The sequence below is a fragment of the Streptomyces sp. NPDC024017 genome (genome assembly GCF_040638895.1).
In the GTDB taxonomy this organism is placed as follows: Bacteria; Actinomycetota; Actinomycetes; order Streptomycetales; family Streptomycetaceae; genus Streptomyces.
The window spans coordinates 199770-225374 of the sequence record NZ_JBEZYZ010000005.1 but is presented as its reverse complement, the minus strand read 5'-3'; the positions used below and the strand labels follow the sequence as shown (position 1 = coordinate 225374).

22 protein-coding genes are annotated in these 25605 nt (G+C 69.9%); 5 read left to right on the top strand and 17 right to left on the bottom strand.

Annotated features, from left to right (window positions below):
- Positions 1 to 20: 20 nt before the first annotated feature.
- Entirely contained in the window at positions 21 to 215 is a 195-nt protein-coding gene (locus AB0G20_RS15230; protein ID WP_030842840.1) for a hypothetical protein, read from the bottom strand.
- 179 nt (positions 216 to 394) lie between these two features.
- Here AB0G20_RS15230 and AB0G20_RS15225 point away from each other — a divergent pair, with 179 nt between their 5' ends.
- A complete protein-coding gene (locus AB0G20_RS15225; protein ID WP_361301520.1) occupies positions 395 to 2521 on the top strand; it encodes a prolyl oligopeptidase family serine peptidase in 2127 nt (708 codons plus the stop codon).
- A 116-nt stretch (positions 2522 to 2637) separates the two neighbouring features.
- Here the strand turns inward: AB0G20_RS15225 and AB0G20_RS15220 are convergent, their stop codons facing one another.
- From AB0G20_RS15220 to AB0G20_RS15180, 9 genes are all read right to left on the bottom strand, one after another.
- The gene (locus AB0G20_RS15220; RefSeq protein ID WP_361301517.1) at positions 2638 to 3054 is read right to left on the bottom strand and encodes a VOC family protein; all 417 of its coding nucleotides are present in this window, start codon (positions 3052 to 3054) and stop codon (positions 2638 to 2640) included.
- Between the two features lie 75 nt (positions 3055 to 3129).
- Positions 3130 to 4278, bottom strand: coding sequence for a dipeptide ABC transporter ATP-binding protein (locus tag AB0G20_RS15215; protein ID WP_361301514.1), 1149 nt, complete (start codon positions 4276 to 4278; stop codon positions 3130 to 3132).
- Positions 4271 to 5323: an ABC transporter ATP-binding protein gene (locus tag AB0G20_RS15210; protein WP_361302416.1), complete on the bottom strand. Its 1053-nt coding sequence runs from the start codon at positions 5321 to 5323 to the stop codon at positions 4271 to 4273. The genes AB0G20_RS15215 and AB0G20_RS15210 overlap by 8 nt, the downstream gene beginning before the upstream one ends.
- Before the next feature lie 17 nt (positions 5324 to 5340).
- Entirely contained in the window at positions 5341 to 6300 is a 960-nt protein-coding gene (locus AB0G20_RS15205; protein WP_361301511.1) for an ABC transporter permease, read from the bottom strand.
- Positions 6293 to 7222 (bottom strand): ABC transporter permease, encoded by a 930-nt coding sequence (locus AB0G20_RS15200; protein ID WP_248504485.1) that lies wholly within the window; start codon positions 7220 to 7222, stop codon positions 6293 to 6295. Before AB0G20_RS15200 ends, AB0G20_RS15205 begins: the two co-directional genes overlap by 8 nt.
- A 132-nt stretch (positions 7223 to 7354) precedes the next feature.
- The gene (locus tag AB0G20_RS15195; protein ID WP_361301507.1) at positions 7355 to 8968 is read right to left on the bottom strand and encodes an ABC transporter substrate-binding protein; all 1614 of its coding nucleotides are present in this window, start codon (positions 8966 to 8968) and stop codon (positions 7355 to 7357) included.
- A 610-nt stretch (positions 8969 to 9578) separates the two neighbouring features.
- Positions 9579 to 11486 (bottom strand): translational GTPase TypA, encoded by a 1908-nt coding sequence (typA, locus tag AB0G20_RS15190; RefSeq protein ID WP_361301504.1) that lies wholly within the window; start codon positions 11484 to 11486, stop codon positions 9579 to 9581.
- Between the two features lie 167 nt (positions 11487 to 11653).
- On the bottom strand, positions 11654 to 12304 hold the full coding sequence (locus AB0G20_RS15185) for a hypothetical protein (RefSeq protein ID WP_361301501.1): 651 nt from the start codon (positions 12302 to 12304) through the stop codon (positions 11654 to 11656).
- Positions 12305 to 12418: 114 nt separating this feature from the next.
- Positions 12419 to 14611: an ABC transporter family substrate-binding protein gene (locus tag AB0G20_RS15180; protein ID WP_361301498.1), complete on the bottom strand. Its 2193-nt coding sequence runs from the start codon at positions 14609 to 14611 to the stop codon at positions 12419 to 12421.
- A 288-nt stretch (positions 14612 to 14899) separates the two neighbouring features.
- Here AB0G20_RS15180 and AB0G20_RS15175 point away from each other — a divergent pair, with 288 nt between their 5' ends.
- From AB0G20_RS15175 to AB0G20_RS15160, 4 genes are read left to right on the top strand one after another with little or no spacing between them, the layout of a single operon-like run.
- Positions 14900 to 15190, top strand: coding sequence for a hypothetical protein (locus AB0G20_RS15175; RefSeq protein ID WP_031103292.1), 291 nt, complete (start codon positions 14900 to 14902; stop codon positions 15188 to 15190).
- Between the two features lie 57 nt (positions 15191 to 15247).
- Positions 15248 to 16084, top strand: a complete 837-nt coding sequence (locus tag AB0G20_RS15170; RefSeq protein ID WP_361301495.1) for a hypothetical protein — start codon at positions 15248 to 15250, stop codon at positions 16082 to 16084.
- 18 nt (positions 16085 to 16102) lie between these two features.
- Positions 16103 to 18043 carry a fumarate reductase/succinate dehydrogenase flavoprotein subunit gene (locus AB0G20_RS15165; protein WP_361301492.1) on the top strand — a complete coding sequence of 647 codons (1941 nt, stop codon included), beginning with the start codon at positions 16103 to 16105 and terminating at the stop codon, positions 18041 to 18043.
- Entirely contained in the window at positions 18040 to 18816 is a 777-nt protein-coding gene (locus tag AB0G20_RS15160; RefSeq protein WP_361301489.1) for a succinate dehydrogenase/fumarate reductase iron-sulfur subunit, read from the top strand. Before AB0G20_RS15165 ends, AB0G20_RS15160 begins: the two co-directional genes overlap by 4 nt.
- Here AB0G20_RS15160 and AB0G20_RS15155 read toward each other — a convergent pair.
- The 7 genes from AB0G20_RS15155 to AB0G20_RS15125 form a co-directional block, all read right to left on the bottom strand.
- Positions 18791 to 19648: a phosphotransferase gene (locus AB0G20_RS15155; RefSeq protein ID WP_361301486.1), complete on the bottom strand. Its 858-nt coding sequence runs from the start codon at positions 19646 to 19648 to the stop codon at positions 18791 to 18793. The two genes, AB0G20_RS15160 and AB0G20_RS15155, sit on opposite strands and share 26 nt — an antisense overlap.
- Positions 19645 to 20676, bottom strand: a complete 1032-nt coding sequence (locus AB0G20_RS15150; RefSeq protein ID WP_361301483.1) for a glycosyl hydrolase family 18 protein — start codon at positions 20674 to 20676, stop codon at positions 19645 to 19647. The genes AB0G20_RS15155 and AB0G20_RS15150 overlap by 4 nt, the downstream gene beginning before the upstream one ends.
- 68 nt (positions 20677 to 20744) lie before the next feature.
- Positions 20745 to 21050 (bottom strand): GNAT family protein, encoded by a 306-nt coding sequence (locus AB0G20_RS15145; protein ID WP_361301480.1) that lies wholly within the window; start codon positions 21048 to 21050, stop codon positions 20745 to 20747.
- Positions 21051 to 21233: 183 nt separating this feature from the next.
- Positions 21234 to 23870 (bottom strand): SpoIIE family protein phosphatase, encoded by a 2637-nt coding sequence (locus AB0G20_RS15140; protein WP_361301477.1) that lies wholly within the window; start codon positions 23868 to 23870, stop codon positions 21234 to 21236.
- Positions 23871 to 24122: 252 nt separating this feature from the next.
- Positions 24123 to 24566 (bottom strand): ATP-binding protein, encoded by a 444-nt coding sequence (locus AB0G20_RS15135; protein ID WP_361301474.1) that lies wholly within the window; start codon positions 24564 to 24566, stop codon positions 24123 to 24125.
- Positions 24567 to 24690: 124 nt separating this feature from the next.
- A complete protein-coding gene (locus AB0G20_RS15130; RefSeq protein ID WP_361301471.1) occupies positions 24691 to 25146 on the bottom strand; it encodes a (deoxy)nucleoside triphosphate pyrophosphohydrolase in 456 nt (151 codons plus the stop codon).
- A gap of 61 nt (positions 25147 to 25207) precedes the next feature.
- The gene (locus AB0G20_RS15125) at positions 25208 to 25402 is read right to left on the bottom strand and encodes an SPOR domain-containing protein (protein ID WP_033311135.1); all 195 of its coding nucleotides are present in this window, start codon (positions 25400 to 25402) and stop codon (positions 25208 to 25210) included.
- Between the last annotated feature and the right edge of the window lie 203 nt (positions 25403 to 25605).

Below are 25605 nucleotides of genomic sequence, written 5' to 3'. Positions count from 1 at the left end.
CCTACGAGGTCCCACGACGGTCAGAACTTGATGCTGCCGATCATGCCCGCGATGTTCGTCGTCAGCTCGTTGATCGTGGGAGCGACGGTCGAGGAGGCGAGGTAGAAGCCGAGCAGCATGCAGACGATCGCGTGCCCCGCCTTCAGTCCTGACTTCTTGATGAGCAGGAAGACGATGATCGCCAGCAGCACCACCGCCGAAATCGAGAGTGCCACGGCGGTTCACCTCCAAAGATCCACGAGGGCGCGGGGGGGGTCGGACTATGGGGGCATCAAATCCGTACAGCAGCCAGCAGGTTCATACCCACTATGCGACATTGATCATAACTATCCCTCTGCGCGCATCGATCGGCGCACGGCCGCACAAGGGGGCGCATGGCCAATATGGTCAGGGCATGACGACCGAGCCTCACTCCTTCCCCCGACGGCACGCCCGTACCCAGCGCTTCACGCTCGGCGCGCCGCGTTCGTTCACCGTGGCGCCCGACGGTTCGCGTGTCGTGTTCCTGCGCTCAGGTTCCGGTACGGACCGGGCGAATTCGCTCTGGGTCCTCGACACGGAGGAGGGCGGGGAGCGCGTCGCCGCCGACCCGCGCGCCCTGCTGGGCGGCGCCTCGGAGGACCTCTCGCCCGAGGAACGGGCCCGGCGCGAACGCAGCCGCGAGGGCGGGGCCGGCATCGTCGGGTACGCCACCGACACGGCCGTCGAGCTGGCATCTTTCGCCTTGTCAGGGCGACTTTTCGCAGCCGAGCTGCGGGCCGGGACGGCGCGTGAACTGCCCGCGCCGGGGCCGGTGATCGACCCGCGTCCGTCGCCCGACGGGCGGCACGTCGCGTACGTCGCGCAGGGCGCCCTGCGGGTCGTGGGCGCCGAGGGGGAGGGCGACCGGGCACTCGCCGAGCCGGAGTCGGAGAATGTCTCATACGGACTGGCCGAGTTCATCGCGGCCGAGGAGATGGGGCGCTCGCGGGGCTTCTGGTGGGCCCCGGAGTCGGACCGGCTGCTCATGGCGCGTGTGGACGACACGCCGGTGCGGCGGTGGTGGATCGCCGACCCCGCGCATCCGGAACGGGAGCCGCAGCGGGTGCCGTACCCGGCGGCCGGCACGGGCAACGCGGAGGTGCGGCTGTTCGTGATCGACCTGGACGGGCTGCGTACGGAGGTCGCCTGGGACCGGGCGCGGTACCCGTATCTGGCGCATGTCCACTGGTCAGCGGCGGGCGCGCCGCTGCTGCTCGTACAGGCGCGCGACCAGCGCAGTCAGCTGATCCTGGCCGTGGATCCGGACTCGGGCGCGACGCGCATGGTGCACGCCGACGAAGATCGAACATGGCTTGATCTTTTCCCCGGGGTGCCGTGCTGGAGCCCGTCCGGTCAGCTGGTGCGGATCGCGGACGAGGGGGGTGCGCGGGTGCTGGCGGTCGGGGAACGGCCGCTCACGGGAGCGCAGTTGCACGTCCGGGCCGTGCTGGACGTCTCCGAGCACGACGTGCTGATCTCGGCGTCGGCGGGCGCTGAGGCCGTCGGCGAGACGGAGACGGGCCAGGTGCACGTGTACCGGGTGAACGAGCTGGGCGTGGAGCGGGTGTCGCAGGAGCCGGGCGTGCACGCGGCGGTGCGGGCCGGGGAGGTGACGGTACTGGTCTCGGCGACGCTGAACCGGCCAGGTTCTCTGGTGCGGGTCCTGCGCGACGGAAAACCGACCAGGACTGTCCCCTCGTACGCCGAAGATCCTGGTATGTCCCCCCGCGTGACGCTCACCGAGGGGGGCGCACGCTCTGTCCCGTGCGCCGTGCTTATGCCTCGGGACTACGACGGTGACACCCCCCTGCCGGTCCTCATGGATCCGTACGGCGGCCCGCACGGCCAGCGGGTGGTCGCGGCCCACAACGCGCACCTCACCTCGCAGTGGTTCGCGGACCAGGGCTTCGCGGTCGTGGTCGCGGACGGACGCGGTACCCCGGGCCGCTCCCCCGCCTGGGAGAAGGCGATCCACCACGACTTCACGCTGTCGCTGGACGACCAGGTGGAGGCGCTGGAGGACCTGGCGAAGCGCTATCCCCTGGACCTGTCCCGGGTGGCGATCCGCGGCTGGTCCTACGGCGGCTGGCTGGCGGGCCTGGCGGTGCTGCGCCGCCCGGACGTCTTCCACGCGGGCATCGCGGGCGCGCCGGTGACCGACTGGAGCCTGTACGACACCCACTACACGGAGCGCTACCTGGGCACGCCGGCGGAGCACCCGGAGTCGTACGCGAAGAGCTCCCTGGTCACCGCCGAGGGTCTGTCCTCCCCTGCCGAGCCGCACCGCCCGCTGATGATCGTGCACGGCCTCGCCGACGACAACGTCGTGGTCGCCCACGCCCTGCGCCTGTCCTCGGCCCTGCTGGCCGCCGGCCGCCCCCACGAGGTGCTGCCGCTGTCCGGCGTCACCCACATCACCCCCCAGGAACAGGTCGCCGAGAACCTGCTCCTCCTCCAGGTCGACTTCCTGAAGCGCTCCCTGGGCATCAAGGCGGTCTGACGACAACGGGCCGGGACGCAAAGCGCCCCGGCCCGTCTACGGCACCCGCACGGCCGTACGCTGACCAGCCTGCCGCGTCCGTATATCGGAACCGGGTCAGCGAAGTTGCCTGCGTGTTAACGCAGTTGGCGGGGCTTTGTGGGGTTGTACGCCTCGGACGCCACGAGCTCCACCTCGAAGCCGTCGGTGTTCGAGAGATAGGCCGCGTACTGCTCGGGGCCGCCGGCGTGCGGGTAGCGGTCGGCGAACAGCGGCCTCCAGCCGTGGGCCGGGGCCGCGGCGGCCAGTGCGTCGACCCGTGCGGGTGGTCCCGCGTGGAACGCGAGGTGGTTGAGCCCCGGCCGCATGCGGTCGTGCTCCGCCGCGCTCATCGCCGGCGACTGCTCGACGACGAGGTACGTAGGGCCGAACCGCCAGCTGCGGCCGTGTTCCCACTCCTGGTACGCGTCATGGCCGAGGCGGCCGAGGAGCCAGCCCCATTCGCGGACCGCCCGCGGCAGGTCGGGAACCCACAGTTCGATGTGATGCAGCATCCCGGGATTCTCCGACACCGGTTCCCGGCACCTCCGCGAGATGCCGGGAACCGGAACGGACGTCACAAGAGCGGGTCAGGCCGCGTGGACCACGTCCTTTTCCTCCGCGAAGTGGCAGGCGGACTCGTGGGCCGCCGGGGTGTCCTCGCCCTTGAAGCGCTCGGGGATCGCCAGGAGGGGGGTCTCCTGGGCGCACTTGTCCTCGGCCTTCCAGCAGCGGGTGCGGAAGCGGCATCCCGAGGGCGGGTTGGCCGGGGACGGGACGTCGCCGGTGAGGATGATCCGCTCGCGCCCCTCGCGGGACTCCGGGTCGGGGACCGGGACGGCCGACAGCAGCGCCTGGGTGTAGGGGTGCGTCGGGTGGTCGTAGATCTCCGTGTCCGTGCCGATCTCGGCCATCTTGCCGAGGTACATCACGCCCACCCGGTCCGAGATGTGCCGGACGATCGACAGGTCGTGCGCGATGAAGAGGTAGGACAGGTTGAACTCGTCCTGCAGCTTCTCCATCAGGTTGATGACCTGCGCCTGGACGGACACGTCCAGCGCGGAGACCGGCTCGTCGCAGATGATGATCTCGGGGTTGAGCGCGAGGCCGCGGGCGATGCCGATGCGCTGGCGCTGGCCGCCCGAGAACTGGTGCGGGTAGCGGTTGATGTACTCCGGGTTGAGGCCGACGACGTCCAGCAGGTCCTGGACCTTGCGCCGGCGGTCGCCCTTCGGCGCCACCTCGGGGTGGATCTCGAAGGTCTCCCCGATGATGTCGCCCACCGTCATACGGGGGTTGAGCGAGGTGTACGGGTCCTGGAACACCATCTGGATGTTCCGGCGGACCGCCTTCAGCGCACGCCCGGACAGCTTGGTGATGTCCTGGCCCTTGTAGAAGATCTCGCCCGCGGTCGCCTTCTCCAGCATCATCAGCAGCTTGGCGACCGTGGACTTGCCACAGCCGGACTCGCCCACGATGCCGAGCGTCTCGCCCTGGTAGAGGTCGAAGGAGATACCGTCGACCGCTTTGACGGCCCCGATCTTCTTCTTGAAGAGGATGCCCTGGGTGAGCGGGAAGTGCTTCACCAGGTTGCGCACCTGCAGGATCGGCTCACCCCGCTCGACCGGCGCCTCGATCGCGGCGACCGCCTCCGACTCGGAGTGGGCGTCGACGACCTCGACCTCGGAGACGTTCGGCGTGGCATCCTGCGGCTCGTCGGTCTTGCTGAGCTCAGCCATGGATCGTCTCCTTCCAGAAGTGGCACGCGCTGCCGCGGCCGGCCAGCTCGCCGCCGTCCCGCTCCGTGACGGGGTGCAGCGGCGGGATGTCCGTACGGCAGATGTCCTGCGCCTGCGGGCACCGCGGGTTGAAGGCACAGCCGGACGGAATGCGTGTCAGGTTGGGCGGCAGGCCCTTGATCGCGTACAGCTCCCGGCCCTTCTGGTCCAGGCGCGGTATCGAGTGCAGCAGACCCTTGGTGTACGGATGCGCGGGGCGCTTGTACAACTCGTGGACCGGGGCGCGCTCGACGATGCGCCCCGCGTACATCACGGCGATCTTGTCCGCGACGTCGGCGACCACACCGAGGTCGTGAGTGATCAGGATGAGACCCATGTTGTACTCGCGCTGCAAGTCCGCCAGCAGGTCCATGACCTGGGCCTGGACGGTCACGTCGAGGGCCGTGGTGGGCTCGTCGGCGATGATCAGGTCCGGCTCCAGGGCGAGCGCCATCGCGATCATGATGCGCTGGCGCATACCGCCCGAGAACTGGTGCGGGTAGTCGTTCACCCGGGCCGCGGCGGCCGGGATCTTCACCCGGTCCATCAGCTCGATCGACTTGGCCTTGGCGTCCTTCTTGGACATGCCCTGGTGCACGCGGAACATCTCGCCGAGCTGGTAGCCGACCGAGAGCACCGGGTTCAGCGAGGAGAGCGCGTCCTGGAAGATCATCGCGATCTTGTTGCCGCGGATCTTCCGGCGCTCTTCGCCGGACATCTTCAGCATGTCCTGGCCGCGGAAGAGGATCTCTCCCCGGGGGATGCGGCCGGGCGGCATGTCGAGGATGCCCATGATGGCCTGGGCGGTGACGGACTTTCCGGAGCCGGACTCGCCGAGGACGGCGAGCGTCTCGCCCGCGGCGACGGAGTAGTTGACGCCGTTGACGGCCTTGGCGACGCCGTCGCGGGTGCGGAACTCCACGTGCAGGTCGCGGACTTCGAGCAGCGGGCGGCTCGTGTCCGCCGAACCGTCCGGTGCGGGACTTCCCGCCACTTCATCGATGATGGTCACGTACGCCTCCCTCAGCGCAGCTTGGGGTCGAGGGCGTTGCGTACCGCATCGCCGAACATCAGGAACGAGAGCACCGTGATCGAGACCATCACCGACGGGATGATCAGGGTGTGCGGGGCGATCCGGAGCTGCTCGCGTCCTCGCGCCACGTCGCCGCCCCAGGATACCGCCGAGTCACCGAGACCCACGCCCAGGAAAGACAGGGTGGCTTCGGCCGCGATGTAGCCGCCCAGCGCGATGGTCGCCACGACGATGATGGGCGCGAGCGCGTTGGGCAGGATGTGCCGGAACAGGATCCGGGACGTCGAGGCGCCGAGTGCCTTGGCGGCCACCACGTAGTCCGCCTGCTTGATGGTGATCACGGCACCGCGGGCGACACGGGCGATCTGGGTCCAGCCGAGGAAGGCGAGGGCCATGATGACGACCCAGACGGTGCGCTCGTCGAAGGAGTTGAGCACCACCAGGGCGCCGAGCAGGAAGGGGATGCCGAGGAAGATGTCGGTCATCCGCGAGAGCAGGGTGTCGGTCCAGCCGCCGAAGTAGCCGGCGATCATGCCGATGACCGTGCCGAGCACGGTGACGGCGACGGTGACACCCACACCGACGGTGATCGAGGCGCGGGCACCGTAGACGACACGGGCGTAGATCGATCGGCCCTGGACGTCGTAGCCGAGCCAGTCCGGGGCGAAGAAGTGGCCCCAGTTCGGCTTCCCCAGGTAGTGCTTGGCCAGGTCGGCGTCGCGCGGCGAGGCGCTGGTGAACAGGCCTGGCCAGACCGACATCACCAGCAGGAACACGATCAGCACGGCCGATACCAGGAACAGCGGGTTGCGCCGCAGGTCGTGCCAGGCGTCGGACCACAGGCTGCGCGCCTTGTCGGGAGCCGGGCCGGCGTCCGTCACGACGACGCCAGCGGTGCTCACGGTGTCCCCGGGAAGGGCTTCGACCTTCTCGACGGTCTTGTCAGGCATACCGGATCCTCGGGTCCAGGACCGCGTAAAGCAGGTCGACGATCAGGCTGGCGGCGAGGTAGATGAGCACCATCAGCGAGGCGATCCCCACGACCGTGGCACCCTCACGCCGGGTGAGCGCGTCGTAGATCTCGAGGCCGATACCCCGCACGTTGAAGATGCCCTCGGTCACGATGGCACCGGTCATCAGGCTGCCGATCTCGATGCCGAGGAAGGTGACCACGGGAATCAGCGAGTTGCGCATCAGGTGGACACCGATGACACGGCGGCGCGGCAGCCCCTTGGCGATGGCGGTGCGCATGTAGTCGGAACGCAGGTTCTCCGCGATCGACGTGCGGGTCAACCGGGCGACGTAGGCGAGTGAGAGCGACGCCAGCACTACGGCGGGGAGCACGAGTTGAGAGAAGTCTGTGGAGTCGGTCACGGTGGGCGTGGTGAGCTGCCACTTGAACGCGAACTGGTACTGCAGCAGGAAACCCAGCACGAAGGACGGCATCGAGACGAGGAACAGCGTCAGCGTCAGCAGTCCGCGGTCCTGCAGCGTGTCGGGGCGCAGACCGGCGACGACACCGAGGCCGATGCCCACGAGCGTGACGAAGGTGAAGGCGAAGAGCGTCAGTCTGATCGTCACCGGGAACGCGTCGGCGATGACGTCCGCGATGGGCCGTTGACTGGCGATCTGAGTACCGAAGTCGCCCTGGAACAGCCCGGCCATGTAGTTCGCATACTGCTGAAGGAGCGGCTGGTCGAGGCCGAGATCCTTCTTGATGCTCGCGACCACCGTCGGGTCGTACGCCTGATCCCCCATCATCGCCCGGACGGGGTCGCCGGGCAGGGCGTACATCATGCAGAAGATGAGCAGGGTTGACCCGATGAACACCGGGATCATCTGGAGCAGTCGTCGTGCGACATAGCGCCCCATAGGTGCCTCCGTGAGGGGTTAACGCAGGTGCGGGGGCCGTCTCCTCGTGACGAGACGACCCCACGCACCTCCCACCGCCGCCTGAATCGGCGGTGGGCTTACGGCCGAGTGGGAAAAGCCCGAGGGCTCCTCTTACTTGGTGGTGACGGCCCACACTTCGAGGTCACCGTGGAAGTCGACGTTGACGTTGTCGACGTTCTTACCGTGGCCGCCGTTGATGCGGTAGTACCAGAGCGGGATGGCCGGCATGAAGTCGACCAGCTTCTTCTCGACCTCCTGGAAGGCCTTCACCGACTCGTCGAGGGACTTGGCCTTGTCGGCCTTGTTCATCAGCCCGTCGATCTCCTTGTTGGAGAACTTGCCGTTGTTGGCCTCGGCGGTGGTGTGGTACAGCTCCTTCATGAAGTTGGCGTTGACCGGGTAGTCGGCGACCCAGCCACCGCGGTACATGCCCTTCACCTGGTCGTTGTCACGGGCCTCGAGGTCCGTGGCGAAGTCCGGCTTGGGGTCGCCGGCGCAGTCGACACCGGTGGCCTTGCGGATGGACTCGCAGACCGCGGTCACCCACTCCTTGTGCCCACCGTCGGTGTTGTACTGGATGGTGAACTTGTTGCCCGGGACGCCGCCACCCTCCTGGATGAGCTTCTTGGCCTTCGCCGGGTTGTACGTGAACACGTCGGTGTTCAGGTTCTGGTTGCCCTTGACACCGGGCGGCGTGAAGGACTTCGCCGGCGTGCGGGTGTTGTTCAGAACCGTCTTGGTGATCGTGTCACGGTCGATCGCCATCGACAGACCCTGCAGGACCTTCGGGTCGATGTCCTTGAAGGTCTTGGAGTAGAACGCCGGGGTCAGCGACTGGAGGGCCGCGTACGGCTGCTCGATGGCGCCGTCGCCCAGGTCCTGCTTGTACTTCGGCAGGTCCGTCGGGCCGACCTGGCGGATCATGTCCAGGTTGCCGGAGACGACGTCCTTGTAGGCGGCTTCGAGCGTCGTGTAGGCCTTGAACTGGACGCCCTTGTTCTTCGCCTTGTTCGGGCCCTGGTAGTCGTCCCAGGCCTTGACCTGGATGAGCTTCTTGTGGTCCCACTTCTCGAACTTGTAGGGACCGTTGCCGACCGGCTTCTGGCCGAAGGCCTTCGGGTCGTCGTAGAAGACCTTGGGCAGCGGGGCCCACGTGGTGTAGCCGAGCTTGTAGTTGAAGTACGGCATCGTGTACTTCAGCTCGATGGTGAAGGTGTGGTCGTCCACGGCCTTCAGACCGGACATGGTCTCGGCCTTCGGGTCACCCTTCTCCGGGTGGACATCGTCGTAGCCCTTGATGTCCTGGAACCAGAAGGAGTTCTGCTGGTTGTTCTTGATGTTGGCGTACCAGTTCCAAGCGTCGATGTACGACTTGGAGGTGACTTCTTCGCCGTTGTGGAACTTCCAGCCCTTCTTGAGCTTGACCGTCCACGTCTTGGAGTCGTCGGTGGTGACCGACTCCGCGTTCGTGTAGACGACGTTGCCCTTGGAGTCGAAGTCCAGCAGCTGGGTGAAGATGGACTGGATGACGTACGAGCCGTTGGACTCGTTGGTGTCAGCCGGGATCAGCGGCTTCTGGGGCTCGCCGACGTCGATCGAGACGTAGCCGGCAGGCCCGGAACCCTTGCTCTTACCCTCACCATCACCGTTGCCGCCGCAGGCGGTGGCGGCCAGGGCGACGACTATCGCCCCCGCGACCCACTTGGCGCTCTTGGCACCGCGCATGGGTTCCTCCTATGAAGTCATTGGTTCACCGCGAAGGGAGCACACGACACATCACGGCCCCCGCCCGTCGCCGGTGCCGGAATTCGTCGAGTGCCCCCGCGCTCGTGAGTCGCGCCGCTGTCGGCTACTGACCCGTACATCCGAGCTCTACGCGCCTAACTATCTGCCAAACACCAAGACCGAACCACACTCTCGAGGTCTCGGTTCGATCACAGCTCGCGTATACATCTTCCAAAATCCGGACAAAGGGTTTGGTGAGAGATCCCTGCGAAACGGACTTGTTACACATCTATCGGTAAAGACTGTCCGCATACCGGACGCGAGAGTGGGAAAAACCGCTTGCGACGTACCGTGGGTCCCGTGCAGGGTGCCACCGGAGTCTGTCGCGCGCTCAAGAGGCTTGTGCGGCAAGGCCGTTGTGCGTTCCCCGAGGCCGGGGAAGCAGGGCACTTCCGCAGCAGGGTAGTGGGAGAAACCCGCCCCTGACGGCCGTCACCGGCAAGTCGAGGGTTTTCCCTACCCCTTGCCCTCGCGTTACCTCCCCTTCAGACAACGGCACCGGGCACCCCGCTCACGCGGAGTGCCCGGTGCTGTCGTACTGCGGCAGGCGTCAGCCGTGCTTGGCGCGGCTCGCGGCGCGGGCGCGCTCGCGGGCGTCCAGGTTCACCTTGCGGATGCGCACGGCCTCCGGGGTGACCTCGACGCACTCGTCGTCGCGGCAGAACTCCAGGGACTGCTCCAGCGACAGCTTGCGCGGCGGGACGATCGCCTCGAACGAGTCGGCCGAGGAGGACCGCATGTTGGTGAGCTTCTTCTCCTTGGTGATGTTGACGTCCATGTCGTCGGCGCGGGAGTTCTCGCCGACGATCATGCCCTCGTACACCTCGGTGCCCGGCTCCACGAACAGCACGCCGCGCTCCTGGAGGTTGGTCATCGCGAACGCGGTGACCGCACCGGAGCGGTCGGCGACCAGGGAGCCGTTGTTACGGGTCTGGAGCGTGCCGAACCAGGGCTCGAAGCCCTCGTGGATGGAGTGGCCGATGCCCGTGCCGCGGGTCTGGGTCAGGAACTCGGTGCGGAAGCCGATGAGGCCGCGCGAGGGCACGACGAACTCCATGCGGACCCAGCCGGAGCCGTGGTTGGACATGTTGTCCATGCGGCCCTTGCGGACGCCCATGAGCTGCGTGACCGCGCCCATGTGCTCCTCGGGCACGTCGATCGTCATGCGCTCGACGGGCTCGTACGTCTTGCCGTCGACCTCCTTGGTGACGACCTGCGGCTTGCCGATGGTCAGCTCGAAGCCTTCCCGGCGCATCGTCTCGACCAGGATGGCGAGCGCGAGCTCACCACGGCCCTGGACCTCCCAGGCGTCCGGCCGCTCGGTGTCCAGCACACGGAGGCTGACGTTACCGATCAGCTCGCGGTCGAGGCGGTCCTTCACCTGGCGGGCGGTGACCTTGCGGTCCTTGACGGCCGCCTTGTTGTCGGCGCCCTTGCCGGTGGCACCACGGCCGACCAGCGGGGAGGTGTTGGTGCCGATGACCATGGAGATCGCGGGCTGGTCGACCGTGATCAGCGGCAGCGCGACCGGGTTCTCCGGGTCGGCCAGGGTCTCCCCGATCATGATGTCCGGGATACCGGCGACCGCGCAGATGTCACCGGGGCCGGCCATCTCGGCCGGCTTGCGGGTGAGCGCCTCGGTCATCATCAGCTCGGTGATGCGGACGTTGCTGACGGACCCGTCGCGCTTCATCCACGCGACCGTCTGGCCCTTGCGCAGCTCACCCTGCTCGACGCGGAGCAGCGCGATACGGCCGAGGAAGTTGTCGGCGTCCAGGTTGGTGACGTGGGCCTGGAGCGGAGCGGCCTCGTCGTAGGTCGGGGCCGGGATGTGCTCCAGGATCGTGGAGAAGAACGGCTCCAGGCTGGTGGAGTCGGCGGGGACCGTGCCGTTCTCCGGCTTGGTCAGCGAGGCGATGCCGTCGCGGCCGCAGGCGTAGACGATCGGGAACTCGATCTGCTCCTCGTCGGCGTCCAGGTCGAGGAACAGGTCGTAGGTCTCGTTGACGACCTCGTCGATCCGGGAGTCCGGGCGGTCCGTCTTGTTGATGCAGAGGATGACGGGCAGCCGCTGCTGGAGCGCCTTGCGCAGCACGAAGCGGGTCTGCGGGAGCGGGCCCTCGGAGGCGTCCACGAGCAGCACGACACCGTCGACCATCGACAGACCTCGCTCGACCTCGCCGCCGAAGTCGGCGTGGCCGGGGGTGTCGATGATGTTGATGGTGATGACATCCCCCCCGTCCTTCGGGTGGTACTTCACCGCCGTGTTCTTGGCCAGGATCGTGATGCCCTTCTCACGCTCCAGGTCGTTCGAGTCCATCATGCGGTCGTCGACGCCTTCGAGCTGGTGGGCGGCGAAGGCGCCGGCCTGCTTCAGCATGCCGTCGACGATGGTGGTCTTGCCGTGGTCGACGTGGGCGACGATGGCGACGTTGCGGATGTCGTGGCGCGTGGCCATAAAAGGCGTACTCCCGGAGTGGTGAGGAATGCCCTGCGCGTACGTCGGTGGTGCGCGGGCCCTGCCGGGCTCAACATGCCACGGCCTCACCCCATGGTACGGGGCCCCGGACGGTGGGGTGAGCCGGGCTATGTCGGCGCAGGTCAGGCCCTGTTTCAGGGAGCTGCTCAGGCGCAGGAGCGCCGGGAGACCTCCCGGGCGAGGGCCGAGTCGGGGCGCTCGTCGCAGTCGGTGAGGCCGGAGATGTCGACCGTCCAGTTCCGGGCGTGGCCCGAGACCGTCCTGCCGTCCGGGCAGGTGTAGCGGAAGTCCGCCGACACTTCCCGCACACCGGCGTACTGGACGAACTCTCCGGCCGCGTGGGGCGTGACACGGTCGTCGTCGAGGTCGGGGGCCGGGAGCCGGACGTCGGTGAACGACCAGGTGTCGCCGCCCGCCTCGGCCAGGGTGCGCGCGTCGGACTCGATCTCGCCGGTCTTCTTGCCGAACGAGAAGAGGATCTCCGCCGGGGAGGGTGCAGGTCCGTCGGCGTGTACCGAGGGGCGGGGCGTGTACACCCGCCGCATCCGGTTCTGCAGGCTGCCGCCGCCCTCGCCAAGCTGCTCGGGGTCGGAGACGCCGGTCAGCCGGTCCCGCTTCGTGACCGGGGACCAGGTGAACGTGCCGTCGGCGCAGGTCTTCGCCACGGCCTTGCCGCTCTTGCGGCCCTTGTCGGCCTTGCCGTCGCCGCCCGCGTCCCCTGTACAGGCCGTCAGCCCCGTCACCAGCACCCCGATGACCAGCCCGGCCGTGCAGGCCCGCCTCACCATGTCGCGCATCCGCCGGCCCCCGTCCCCCGTGTACGGACGCCCGGCGTCCGAACCATGATCGCTGCTGGCCTCATGGTGCGGACGCCGGGCGGGGGACGGCAAGGCGTTTGAGCATTCCCAGAGCTACGGGGCGGCCGAGCCCTTCGCCGAGGGGCCCGACGCCGGCTTCGCGCCCTTCTTCAGGAAGCCCATGTCCTCGTAGACCGGCGTGCCGAAGCCGAAGGCGCCGGTGTTGACCAGGTTCTTGCGGGCCGCCAGGAGCTGGGGGCGCTGGAAGAGGGGGATCGAGCCGGCCGCTGCCCAGATCCGGGAGTCGGCCTTGCGGATCAGGGAGCGGGACTCGCCCTCGTCGAGGGTGGCCACGGCCTCGTCGAAGAGCTGGTCGACCTGGTCGGTGCCGACGCGGGTGTAGTTCTGCTCGACGTTCAGCGAGCCGTCGGCGGCCGGGACGGGCTTGGCGTAGACCGGGCGGGCGTCGGTGGCGGGGTACGCCGTGGCGGGCCAGGAGTACAGGGCGAGGTCGTACTGGCCGGAGGCGATGTGGTCCTTGAAGTAGGACTCGTCGGAGACCTTGGAGATCTCCGTGCCGATGCCGACGCGCTCCAGCATGCGGGAGATGCGGTCCGCGACCGTGCGCAGCGTCTGGGAGCCGGGCCCGGAGGGGAGCACGAAGCGGAGCGTGAGGGGCTTGCCGTTCTTGGCGAGCGGGGCGCCCTCCTGGTTCGCCGGGGCGGCGGTGCCCTTGGGGGCGTACGCGCCGGGGGCGCCGCCCTGGGGCTTGTACTGCCTGCCGTCCTGGGCGAGGTGACCGGCCGGGTCGGGTCCGTGGTGCGCCTTGTTGTCCTCGCCGGAGTCGCCGGAGTCACCGGAGTCCCCGGAGTCACCGGAGTCACCCGAGTCGTCGGCCTTGCCGCCCTGAGGGCCGGCCGCCTTCTCCTTCTCCTTCTTCTTCTGCTCCTTGACCGGGCCGCCGCGCACCCACCCGGCGTCCGCGAGCAGCGCCTGGGCCTCCTTGGTGTCCTGGTCGCCGAGGGCGCCGCTGTTGTCGGCGTAGTGGGCCTGGCCGGACAGGGCGAGGTGGCTGCCGACCGGGACGGCGGGCAGGCCGAGGGGCCCCAGGACGGCCTGGGCCAGTTCCTTGCGGTCCAGGGCGCGGGCCACGGCCCTGCGCACGCGCTCGTCGGTGAGCGGGCCCTCGGCGCCGTTCAGGGCGAGCTGGGTGTAGGCCGGCTCCAGGGACTTGCGGACCTCGAAGCCGCTGAGGGCCTGCTGCTGCCGGGCGTACGCGGCAGTGGCCCTGCGCAGCTTCTTGCGGGCGACGGTCTCCTCGTCGGCGGCGTCCTCGTCGGAGCCGTTGGCGACGGCCCAGGACTCCAGTGAGTCCGCGGCGGACCGGTCGGCGCCCGGGCCCATCAGCGGGCTGCCGGAGCTGTGGGGGCGCGCGGCGACGGTGATGCGGCGGGCCGCGGAGGGGTCGATCTCGGCCAGGTCCAGGGTGCCGGCGGCCAGCTCCGCGGCCCGCTTGTCGCGCGGGACGGTCCGCAGCACGATCTCGGAGAGCTTGGCCGGCTCGCCCCACCAGCGCGCGTTGCGGGTGAGTGTGATCTTCCCCTCCTCGCGGTCGGCCTTCTTCACCGTGAAGGGACCGGCGGTGACCTTGAGCTTCTTGCGGGCCCCGTCGTTGAAGGAGTCCGGGGTGCCCATGACGTCCTTCGGGTACAGCGGCGAGAACAGCGAGCGCCAGTCCGCGTAGGGGCGGCTGAAGGTGACCCGGACCTCCAGGGCGTTGTCGCCGCGCTCGATCTTCTGGATGCGGTCGTAGCCGGCGTTGCGGGCGGTCCAGTAGGCGGTGTCCTTGCCGGACAGGGCGCGCCACTGGGCGGCGAAGTCGGCGGCGCCGATCTCCCGGCCGTCGCTCCAGACGGCCTGCTGGTTGAGCTTGTACAGGACGACCTGCTTGGGCTCGGTGTCGACGACCTTGGCGGACTCCAGGTAGTCGGGGTTGCGCTCCGGGCGGCCGGAGGCGTCCATGCGGAACATCGACGGCAGGACGGCCTGGGCGACGCGGGTGGTGGTGGCGTCGGCGTCCGACTGGAACGTGTTCAGCGTGTCGGGCACGGAGTCGACGGCCCAGCGCAGGGTGCCTCCGTCGGTGATCCGGTCGCGGGGCGCGGGCTGGATGTCCTGCCCGGCGAGCGGCTTGCCGGACGGGTCCTCGGAGCCGCATCCGGCGAGCGCGGGCACCGCGAGCACTCCCGCGGTGAGGAAGGCGACCGAGCGCGTGACCGCGCGCGGGCCGACGCCGTGCTGGGACATCTGTGCTACCTCCGGGAAGCCGCGGGCGTTATGATCACTTTTGGCGGTATTTGGATTTCATCTGATGTATGCGGCCACTGAAGAGGAAAGGGTTCGGCAACACAGGGCGACACGACGGTCACGGACGGGAAGTCACCCATGCGGCGCAATGCGCGACAGGGTGCACCCGTACGCCTCGGCCAATCGATGCACATCCCTTCACAGCACGAGGTGTGACGCGCAACACTCGCAGGCGCATGAACGTTGCCGCCTTGGGCCACGAAGGACCCGCGGAAGTGAGGGCAAGTCATGTCCGTTCACGACGAACTGACGTCAGTCCAGCGCAGTCTCGACGAAGTGTTCCGATCGCTGGGACGCCTGGAGAAGCAGCTCGGCACCGGCGGCCTGGAGATGCGCCGCGTCCGTGCCGACGCCAACCACCTGCGCGAGAGCGTCGCCCTGCTGCGCGACGCCGCCGCGTCACCGGCCGCACCGAAGCGCCCCGAGCTGGTCACCATCTCGGACACGCCGTACGACTCCGCCCTGTGGAGCGACTCGGACGACGAGGGGCTCGGCGCCCGGGACCGGCGCGCTCCCTGACCCGGGGAGGAGTCGAGCGCGACCGGCACCTCCCCCGAACCCGACCGGAGTCGTCACGTGGCCACTGGTACGGAACCCCCTGCCACCGAACCCAGACCTGAGAGCGGCGGTGTGCGGGGCGCTGCGCGGGCCGCGATCTCCGCCCCGCACCTGCGCACCGACCGCTGGTGGCTGGCCCCGGCCGGCACGGCCGCGGGCCTGCTGGCCTTCATCGTCTACTCGACCTGGAGGGCCTTCGCGGACGCCGACTACTACGCGGCGCCGTACGTCTCGCCCTTCTACTCCCCCTGCCTGGCGGAGCGGTGCGAGCCGATGAGATCCGGCCCGAACTGGGAGATCTTCGGGAGCTGGTGGGGCATCTCGCCCGCGATCATCATCCTGATCTTCCCGCTCGGCTTCCGCCTGACCTGCTACTACTACCGCAAGGCCTACTACCGGGGCTTCTGGGCGTCCCCGCCGGCCTGCGCGGTGGCCGAGCCGCACAAGAAGTACACCGGTGAGACCCGCTTCCCGCTGATCCTGCAGAACATCCACCGGTACTTCTTCTACGCCGCGATCGTGGTCGCCGGGATCCTGACCTACGACACCGTGCTCGCCTTCCGCGACGAGAACTACGCGTGGGGCCACATGGGCCTCGGCACCCTCGTGTTCCTGGTCAACATCGTGCTGATCTGGGCGTACACGATCTCCTGCCACTCCTGCCGGCACATCGTCGGCGGCAAGCTCAAGCACTTCTCCAAACACCCCGTGCGCTACCGGATGTGGCAGTGGGCGGGGAAGCTCAACGCCCGGCACATGCAGCTCGCCTGGGCGTCGCTGGTGAGCGTGGCGCTCGCCGACTTCTACGTCTACCTGGTCGCGTCCGGCGCCTTCGACGATCCGCGCTTCTTCTAGAGGGATGGGGCCTTATCGATGTCCGTGGTTGACCGGCAGGAGTGGGACGTCGTCGTGGTGGGCGCGGGCGGTGCCGGGCTGCGCGCCGCCATCGAGGCCCGCGAGCGGGGCGCCCGTACGGCCGTGATCTGCAAGTCGCTGTTCGGCAAGGCGCACACGGTGATGGCCGAGGGCGGCATCGCGGCGGCGATGGCCAACGCCAACGAGAACGACAACTGGCAGGTGCACTTCCGCGACACCATGCGCGGCGGCAAGTTCCTCAACCAGTGGCGGATGGCCGAACTGCACGCCCAGGAGGCGCCGCAGCGGGTCTGGGAGCTGGAGACCTGGGGGGCGCTGTTCGACCGCACCAAGGACGGCCGGATCTCCCAGCGCAACTTCGGCGGCCACGAGTACCCGCGCCTCGCGCACGTCGGCGACCGCACGGGCCTGGAGCTGATCCGCACCCTCCAGCAGAAGATCGTCGCGCTCCAGCAGGAGGACTTCAAGGAGACCGGCGACTACGAGTCCCGGCTGAAGGTCTTCCAGGAGTGCACGGTCACGCGCGTGCTGAAAGAGGACGGCCGGGTCTCCGGCGTCTTCGCCTACGAGCGCGAGTCGGGCCGTTTCTTCGTGCTGGAGGCACCGGCCGTGGTGATCGCCACCGGCGGCATCGGCAAGTCCTTCAAGGTGACGTCGAACTCGTGGGAGTACACCGGCGACGGCCACGCGCTGGCCCTCCTCGCCGGCGCTCCCCTGCTGAACATGGAGTTCGTGCAGTTCCACCCGACCGGCATGGTCTGGCCGCCGTCGGTGAAGGGCATCCTCGTCACCGAGTCGGTGCGCGGCGACGGCGGTGTGCTGCGCAACTCCGACGGCAAGCGGTTCATGTTCGACTACATCCCCGACGTCTTCAAGGACAAGTACGCCGAGACGGAGGAGGAGGGCGACCGCTGGTACGACGACCCGGACCACAACCGGCGCCCGCCCGAGCTGCTCCCCCGTGACGAGGTCGCGCGGGCGATCAACGCCGAGGTGAAGGAGGGGCGGGGCTCGCCGCACGGGGGCGTGTTCCTCGACGTGTCGACCCGGATGCCCGCCGAGGTCATCAAGCGCCGGCTGCCGTCGATGTACCACCAGTTCAAGGAGCTGGCCGACGTCGACATCACGGCGGAGGCGATGGAGGTCGGGCCCACCTGCCACTACGTGATGGGCGGGGTCGCGGTCGAGTCCGACACGGCGGCGGCGCGCGGGGTGCCCGGGCTGTACGCGGCCGGTGAGGTGGCCGGCGGCATGCACGGCTCCAACCGGCTCGGCGGCAACTCCCTGTCCGACCTGCTGGTGTTCGGCCGCAGGGCGGGCCTGCACGCGGCCGAGTACGCGTCGGGGCTGGCGGGGGCGCGGCCCGTCGTGGACGACGTCCAGATCGACTCGGCGGCGGCGGAGGCTCTGCGGCCCTTCTCGGCCGAGGCGGAGATCGAGGAGCCGGCGGGCGGTCCGCCGGAGAACCCGTACACCCTGCACCAGGAACTCCAGCAGACGATGAACGACCTGGTCGGCATCATCCGCCGCGAGCCGGAGATGAAGCAGGCCCTGGAGAAGCTGGCCGAGCTGCGGGTCCGGGCGCGGCGGGCCGGGGTCGAGGGGCACCGGCAGTTCAACCCGGGCTGGCACCTCGCCCTGGACCTCAGGAACATGCTGCTGGTCAGCGAGTGCGTGGCGCGGGCCGCGCTGGAGCGCACCGAGTCGCGCGGCGGGCACACCCGTGAGGACCATCCGGGGATGGACCGCAAGTGGCGCCGGATCAACCTCCTGTGCGCGCTCACCGACCCGACGGGCACGCTGGCGGCGACGGACCCGGTCCGCGGCCAGATCGCCCTCACCCGCGAGACCACCGAACCCGTCCGTGCCGACCTGCTCGCCTTGTTCGACAAGGAGGAGCTGGTCAAGTACCTCGCCGAAGAGGAGCTGTACGAGTGAGCAGCTACGAGGCCCGCTTCAAGGTGTGGCGGGGCGATGTGCAGGGCGGTGGCCTGGAGGACTTCAAGGTCGAGGTGAACGACGGCGAGGTCGTGCTCGACATCATCCACCGCCTCCAGGCCACGCAGGCCCCCGATCTCGCCGTGCGCTGGAACTGCAAGGCGGGCAAGTGCGGTTCCTGCTCGGCGGAGATCAACGGCAGGCCGCGGCTGCTGTGCATGACCCGCATGTCGGTGTTCGACCGGGAGGAGACGATCACGGTGACGCCGCTGCGGGCGTTCCCGGTCGTCCGCGACCTGGTCACCGACGTCGGCTTCAACTACACGAAGGCCAGGGAGGTCCCGGCCTTCGTGCCGCCGGCCGGGGTCGGTCCCGGCGAGTACCGGATGATGCAGGAGGACGTGGACCGCTCGCAGGAGTTCCGCAAGTGCATCGAGTGCTTCCTGTGCCAGGACACCTGCCATGTGGTCCGTGACCACGAGGAGAACAAGCAGGCGTTCGCCGGGCCCCGTTTCCTGATGCGGGTGGCGGAGCTGGACATGCACCCGCTGGACGCGGCGTCGGAGTCGGGCCTTGACCGCAAGACCACCGCCCAGGACGAGCACGGCCTGGGCTACTGCAACATCACCAAGTGCTGTACGGAGGTCTGCCCGGAGGGCATCAAGATCACGGACAACGCGCTGATCCCGCTGAAGGAGCGGGCGGTGGACCGCAAGTACGACCCGCTGGTGTGGCTGGGCTCGAAGATCAGGAGGCGCTCTTCAGCAGGCTGAGCGCCTGGTGGAGGTTGTGTTCCGCGCTGTCCCGCATCCGGCCCGGGTGCGGGAAGTCGCCCTCGATGAGGGTCAGCGGGCCCGAGACCAGGCCGATGTGCATCGACAGGCGGTACAGGCGCAGGCGGGCCTCGTCCAGGCCGGGGGCGCGCAGGGCGTCGTAGTGGGGGCCGAAGCGGAGCCGGACCTCGGCGGCCAGGGTGTGGATTTCCTCCTCCAGCTCCCGGCGTGCGGCGGCGGCCCGGGGGTCGCGTGCGGCGGCTTCGGCGATGCAGCGCAGGGCACCCTCGGTGATGCGCTGCTCGCAGGAAACGCCGTGCGAGGAGCCGCCCTGGTCGACGACGGCGACCTTCCCGAAGCGGGGCCCGGTACGGCTGTGCAGGGTGGCGAGCAGCTCCGCCATCCGCTCCATGGCCTCCGGAGCCCCCTCGGGGTCGCGGGCCAGGGCCTCCTCCAGGCTGCCGCCGGTCATGTCCTCGACGACGGCCGCGTCCGCGGGCAGGTGCGTGTGCGTGGAGTCGGCGTGAAGGAGTCGGGGGGTGCGGACGCCGGCGGCGACCAGGCGGTCGTGGGCCGCCGTGAACAGGCCGAGGCCCGTGCCGTGGGAGAAGACGTCCCGGGGGTCGGGGTCCGGCTGGTCCCAGTAGTCCTCGTCGGCCGACCAGACGTAGGCGATGGCGGTGGAGTCGTCGTCGAGGGTCAGCCGGTAGACGCCCTTCTTGGTGCCGCCGCGCAGGCGTTCCACGCCGGTGAGGGTGCGGCTCGGGCCGAGGGCGGCTCGGGTCAGGGGGGCGAGGTCGGCGCGGGTGAGGGTCCTCCGGGCTGTGGTCACCGCACCCAGTCTTCCTTGTAGGAACGCCAGTCCGCCTCGGTCGCGGCGAAATCGATGTACAGCGCGACACCGAAGTTGGCCCGGTCCGCGTCCGTGCGGGACAGGCCCAGGCGGACGCCCCGGACCGCCGCGGGGACGGTCTCGGCGTGGCCCCAGTGGTCGAAGTTGCTCTCGTAGTAGAAGGGCAGGCCCATCAGCAGGTCGGTGGAGGGCGGGGTGACCTCCAGGGCGAGGGAGGTCTGCTGGGCGACGTAGCCGCCGTAGGTGCCCTCCAGCGGCTGTGCGGTGTCGTACGACATCACGGCGATCTGGTCGACGCGGCGGGCGACCTGGCCGAAGAACTCCTGCGACCACCACTTGGGGTGCTCGGTGAAGAGGCCGAACACGGTGTGGAGGGCCGGGAGCGGGTCGATCTGGTGGGCGGCGACGGAGAGTCGGGCGTCCCGGGAGCGGGTCTCGCGGCGCAGGGCGTCGAGGAGGGTGAGGTAGTCGCGGTCGCCGGACGGCATGGGCTCCAGGTCGAGGTGGACGCCCTCGTAGCCGGTGTCCAGGATCTGGCGGGCGGAGCGGACGACGGCAGAGCGGGTGTCGGGGTCCGCCAGGCGCATGCCGTCGGAGTCCTCGTCGGCCAGGACGTCGCCCAGGAAGGCCTGGACACGAACGCCGGGGAGTTTCTCGTGGACGGCGTCGATGAACCAGCGGGCCCTTGGATACACCGACTCGGGGAGCGTCCCGTCGTGCTCCAGCGGGCCCGAGTGGACGTACAGGTCGCGGATGCCGGTGCCTCGCAGGCGGCGTGCCAGGGCGGTGACGTCGGCGTCCTTCTTGCGCCCGTCGACCCGGGCGTGGCCGAGCCACAGGGCGTCGCGGTTGCGGGTGTGGGTGCCGTCGGCCGGGTCGCCCGTGTAGTTGATGCGCAGGGCTGTCAGAACGGACAGGAGGGGGAGCAGGAGGAGCAGGGGGAGGGCGATGGCCGTGCGTCTGACCCAGCGCCGACGCCTCGTGTTTCCTCCGCTGTCGCGGCCCATGCCGTCTCCCCCCGGTGGTGCGGTCGGTGTTGCCGGGGATGACGAGCAGCACGGGCGTTCGGTTGCGATCAGCCGGGGCGTTCCGACAGGTGCCGTACGTGCAGATGGCCGTCCCGGGGGTGGGCGGGCGGCTTCGCCGGCAGGTCGGCGGTGAGTGCGTAACGGCTCTTCTCCGCCACGCGGCAGGAGGCCGTGTTGTCGGCCTGGTGGCGCAGGACGAGGCGGGTCAGGCCGTCCCGGGCGAAGGTCGTGAAGGCCCAGTCGGACAGTGCGCGCCGGGCGCGCGGCGCGAGTCCCCGGCCGCGTGCGCGCGCCACCGTCCGGTAGCCGACCTCGGCGGACGCGGCGCCGGGGACGACGTCCTTGAGGACCACATGGCCGGCCGGCGGCCCGCCTGGCGGCGCAGGGCCTCGTCCCTGTTCAGCGCGGCCGGCCCGGCCGCGTCCGCGGGGTTCCAGGGGCGCAGGACCAGGGCCGGGGCGGTCGGGGTCCCGTCTGCCAGGAGCCGGGTCGCGGGGTCGGGCACGGGGCGATCGTACGGTGGCCGCCGGCCGCTCTCAGAACAGGCTCAGCAGGGCCTCCGCCGGATCCGTCAGGCTCGTGTCGCCTCCGGGCAGGGGCAGTTCGAACCACACCGTCTTGCCCCGGGGTGTGCGGCGGGAGCCCCACGCGGCGCTGAGGAGGCCGACGAGCTGGAGGCCGCGGCCGCCCTCGTCGGTGTCGCGGGCGCGGCGGCGGCGGGGCTGGACCAGTCCGGAGTCCCAGACCTCGCAGACCAGGGTGCGGTCGAGCAGCAGGCGGAGGCGGATCTCGCCCTCGCCGTAGCGCAGGGCGTTGGTGACCAGTTCACTGACCAGGAGCTCCGTGGTGTCGACCAGGGGTTCCATGTCCCAGGCGAGCAGCTGGGCACGTGCGTACTCACGGGCCCGGCCCACGCTGCGCGGCTCGCGCGGCAGGGTCCAGTCGCCGACGGATTCCGTGGGCAGCCCCTGTACACGCGCCATCAGCAGCGCGATGTCGTCCTCGCCGTGATGGGTGTCGAGGGTGTTGAGGACGTGGTCGCAGACGTCCTCCAGTGGCTGGGTGGGGTCGGAGAGCGCGCTGACGAAGGCCTGCAGGCCCTCGTCCAGGGGGTGGTCGCGGCTTTCGACCAGGCCGTCCGTGTAGAGCGCGAGCAGGGCGCCTTCGGGCAGTTCGACCTCGACCTCCTCGAAGGGCTCCCCGCCGACGCCGAGCGGCATGCCCGGCGGCACGTCGAGCATCAGTGCCTGCTCGCCCGGCTCGACCAGCACGGGCGGCAGATGGCCCGCGTTGGCGAACGTGCAGCGCCGGGTGACGGAGTCGTAGACGGCGTAGACGCAGGTGGCGAGGTACACCTCCGAGAGGTCCGCCTCGCGGGGGCGGCGGGCCGCCCGGGTCGCCTGCTGCACCCCGCCGGGGGCGCCGAGGCCGCGGGCGATCTCGTCCAACTGGGAGAGCACCTCGGCCGGTTCCAGGTCGAGCTGGGCCAGAGTGCGCACCGCCGTGCGGAGTTCGCCCATGGCGACGGCGGCGCGCAGGCCGCGTCCCATGACGTCGCCGACGACCAGCGCGGTGCGGTGCCCGGGCAGTTCGATGACGTCGAACCAGTCGCCGCCGACCTCGCTGGGCCGGCCGGTGTTGACGTTGCCGGGCAGGTAGCGGCAGGCGATGTCGAGGCCGGAGGCCTCCGGGTCGCCGGGCGGGAGCAGGGACCGCTGCAGTATCAACGCGCGCTCGTGCTCGCGGCGGTAGAGGCGGGCGTTGTCGATGCAGACCGCGGCGCGGGCGGCGAGTTCGACGGCCAGCTCCCGGTCCCGGTCGCCGAACGGCTCGCTGCCCTTGGTGCGGGCGAACTGCACGAGTCCGACGACGGTGTCGTGGGCGACCATCGGCACGGCGAGCGTGGACTGCACGAGCCCGCCGTCCTCGCCCGGGACGGTCTGGGGACGGGCCGTGCGCAGGGCGTCCGCGCAGGGCGAGTTGAACGGGTAGTGGTGGACGGCACCGACCGCGACGGGTACGCCGGTGCCGGCGAAGGGCGCGTCGGAGACGGCACTGGCGAAGGCCACCCGGCGCAACTCCCCGCTGCCGTCGGCGAGCCCGGGCGGGGTCTCGTCGCCGGCCAGCAGGCCCTGGTAGAGGTCGACCGTGGCCAGGTCGCAGAAGCCGGGGACGACGACGTCGAGGAGTTGCCGGGCCGTGGTCTCCAGGTCGAGGGAGTTGCCGATGCGGGCGCCGGCCTCGTTCAGGAGGGCGAGGTTGCGGCGGGCGGCGGCGGCTTCGCGGGCGGCGGCGCGACGGGCGGTGATGTCGGTGCCGAGCCAGGCGACGCCGATGGGGCGGCCCGAACCGCTGTGCACGCGGTAGAGGTTGACGGACCAGTGGCGGCGCTCGTCGGAGCCCGGCACGAAGCCCGTGACGTGCATGTCGGTGATGGAGTTGCCGGTCTCCAGCACGCGGCGCAGCGTGGCGGCGACCCGCTCGGCCTCGCCGCGCTGGAGGTAGTCGTGGACGCCCTTGCCGCGGTGGTCGTCGGGCGTGCCGCCGAAGATGGACGCGAAGCGCTGGTTGGCGCGGCGGACCCGCAGGTCGGGGTCGATCAGCAGGAAACCGAACGGGGATTGACTGAAAATGGCCTGCGAGGCGGCAAGGTCGGTCTCGATGCTGCGCAGGGTGCGCACGTCGACGACGATGCAGACGGCGGCTTTCTCGCCTTCCTCGGTGCGTGTCGGCATGACGTACACCTCGGCGAGCCCCTCGTGGCCGCACTCCCCCTCGACGCCCTTCGGCATCCGGAAGGGCACCACGCCGGTCCACTCGCGGCCGTCGAGGATCTCGGCCATCTTGCGCATGCCGCGCTCGCGGTGGCGCGGGTCGATGAACGCCTCGATGGGGTCCATGCCGACGGCGCGGCCTGCGGGTATGCCGAAGAGGTGCTCGGCGCGCAGGCTCCACTGGTCGACCAGCCCGTCGGGGCCGATGGAGAAGGACGCGACCTTGATGTAGTCGTAGATGGATCCGGGGGGACTGCTCTGCCAGATGGCGTCCCCGGACCGCACTCCGTCGGCGGCGAGCGCACCTCCCACCGCGGAGGCCAGGCCGTCGGCAGCCCTCGCCCTCGCGCCCTCCGACGGGTCCTCGGACTCCGTGGCCTTCGCTGGTATCTCGCTCACGCGAACCGTCCCCTCCAGCTCACCGCGTCCGGCACCTGTCACCAGGGGCGGCTGCCCGCAGTATCCAGCACTACGGAGCCGCACAACACGGTGTTCACGATCACAGCACGGTCCCGATGATTTTCGGTCCGGACCGTGACAACACTTCCAGTCTTCTAACCAGGGGACACGTCGTCGAATCCCGTCCGCCGGCAACCGCCACTGGCCTGAACCAATCGCTCTACAGCGGTAAGACGTACGTACACCGGATTTTCACTTCGGTACCGCCAGTTCGAACCACACCGTCTTGCCCGTGGCGCCGGGCCGGGTGCCCCAGCGGCGGGAGGAGGAGGCCACCAGGTGCAGTCCGCGGCCGCCCTCGTCCTCGAGGCGGGCGGCGCGCTCGCGGGGCGGGTCGGGCAGCGGGTCGGAGACCTCGACCAGGAGGACGCCGCCCGGGCCCGAGGGGCGTACCAGGCGGACACCGATGGGGCCCGTGGCGTGCCGCAGGGCGTTCGTGACCAATTCGCTGACCAGCAGTGCCGCGAGGTCCGCGAGGCCGTCGAGGTCCCAGTCACGGAGTTGGCCGCGCACGGCCTGGCGGGCGGTGCGCACGGCTCCCGGTTCGGCGGGGAAGGTCCACCCGGCGCAGTCACCTTCGGTGTCGATCACGCCGATCACTTCCCAGGCAGGAGCCCCGCCCATGTCCGGTTTCATGGGGTTAATGGGCACATACCCGATATCCGGGGCGGAGTACCGCACGGGGCGGCGCACTGTGGCACGAAAGGCGTAGGGGGCGCTCCTCCGGCACTGCGATGAGGCCGCACGCCCCCGTCCGGCCTCAGGCGCCGGGCTCTTCCGCCATGCCGGAGCCGGGACCGCGAGGGGTGAGGCCCTCTACGGCTCCGAGGTGCGCGAGGGCCTGCCGTACGGCCGGGACGTCCTGGTCGAGCCAGGGCACGTCCCAGATCTCGTCGGGGCCGAGCCAGCTCAGTTCGTCGTGGTCCTGCAAGGGCTCGGGGGCGGCGGAGCCGGGGCGCAGCCGGGCGGTCCACACCTGCAGGACGTACGGCGCCCTGAGGGGCCACTCCCCCGGGACGCGCCCGCTCACCTCGGCGTCGACGCCGAGTTCCTCGCGCAGCTCCCGCGCGAGCGCCGCGTCGGCCGTCTCCCCGGGCTCGACCTTGCCGCCGGGCAGCTCCCAGCGCCCGGCCAGCTCGACGGGCGCGCTGCGCCGGGCGGCCAGCAGCCGCCCGTCCTCGACCAGCGCGGCCCCTACGACGATCCGCTCACTCATGCGGGGAGCCTACGGGAGCCCCGCTGTTCCCCGGGGGCCTGTCCGCGGTGCCCCGCGGCGGTCAGTCGTGGGCCACGGCCGGGCCGTTCTGACCGAGCCGCTCGACCCAGTACAGCTGTTTGTGGCCGCGACCGTCGAGGCTGTCCGCGATCTTCTGGGCCTCGGCCCGGGTCGCGTACCGGCCCACGCGGTAGCGGTTGCCGTTGTCGTCCTCTCGAATCACGAGCCAGGGGAGAGTGACCGTGCTGTCGTTCATCGCGCCCCTCCACTTCCCGCCCGCGGCCTGTGCCGTGCCCCACCCGCTAAGGAAACCGCAATGCGCATATGCCCGAGCCTACGCCTAACCTTCACGGAGCGAATACGGCTTTTCACAAAGAGGTACGCAACCAGCCAGAACACAGGGGGCGCACGCCGACGAACGCGCCGTCCGTGTACCTCGGCGCAACCAGCCGAAGGCAT

What these genes read in the sequence shown, in the direction of transcription:
- AB0G20_RS15220 (WP_361301517.1), bottom strand. Translation starts at nt 3,054, where the DNA reads ATGCTGCATCACATCGAACTGTGGGTTCCCGACCTGCCGCGGGCGGTC.
- typA (WP_361301504.1), bottom strand. Translation starts at nt 11,486, where the DNA reads ATGGCCACGCGCCACGACATCCGCAACGTCGCCATCGTCGCCCACGTC.
- AB0G20_RS15215 (WP_361301514.1), bottom strand. Translation starts at nt 4,278, where the DNA reads ATGGCTGAGCTCAGCAAGACCGACGAGCCGCAGGATGCCACGCCGAAC.
- AB0G20_RS15150 (WP_361301483.1), bottom strand. Translation starts at nt 20,676, where the DNA reads ATGGGCCGCGACAGCGGAGGAAACACGAGGCGTCGGCGCTGGGTCAGA.
- AB0G20_RS15225 (WP_361301520.1), top strand. Translation starts at nt 395, where the DNA reads ATGACGACCGAGCCTCACTCCTTCCCCCGACGGCACGCCCGTACCCAG.
- AB0G20_RS15200 (WP_248504485.1), bottom strand. Translation starts at nt 7,222, where the DNA reads ATGGGGCGCTATGTCGCACGACGACTGCTCCAGATGATCCCGGTGTTC.
- AB0G20_RS15130 (WP_361301471.1), bottom strand. Translation starts at nt 25,146, where the DNA reads ATGAGTGAGCGGATCGTCGTAGGGGCCGCGCTGGTCGAGGACGGGCGG.
- AB0G20_RS15135 (WP_361301474.1), bottom strand. Translation starts at nt 24,566, where the DNA reads ATGAAACCGGACATGGGCGGGGCTCCTGCCTGGGAAGTGATCGGCGTG.
- AB0G20_RS15165 (WP_361301492.1), top strand. Translation starts at nt 16,103, where the DNA reads ATGTCCGTGGTTGACCGGCAGGAGTGGGACGTCGTCGTGGTGGGCGCG.
- AB0G20_RS15185 (WP_361301501.1), bottom strand. Translation starts at nt 12,304, where the DNA reads ATGCGCGACATGGTGAGGCGGGCCTGCACGGCCGGGCTGGTCATCGGG.
- AB0G20_RS15205 (WP_361301511.1), bottom strand. Translation starts at nt 6,300, where the DNA reads ATGCCTGACAAGACCGTCGAGAAGGTCGAAGCCCTTCCCGGGGACACC.
- AB0G20_RS15175 (WP_031103292.1), top strand. Translation starts at nt 14,900, where the DNA reads ATGTCCGTTCACGACGAACTGACGTCAGTCCAGCGCAGTCTCGACGAA.
- AB0G20_RS15180 (WP_361301498.1), bottom strand. Translation starts at nt 14,611, where the DNA reads ATGTCCCAGCACGGCGTCGGCCCGCGCGCGGTCACGCGCTCGGTCGCC.
- AB0G20_RS15195 (WP_361301507.1), bottom strand. Translation starts at nt 8,968, where the DNA reads ATGCGCGGTGCCAAGAGCGCCAAGTGGGTCGCGGGGGCGATAGTCGTC.
- AB0G20_RS15125 (WP_033311135.1), bottom strand. Translation starts at nt 25,402, where the DNA reads ATGAACGACAGCACGGTCACTCTCCCCTGGCTCGTGATTCGAGAGGAC.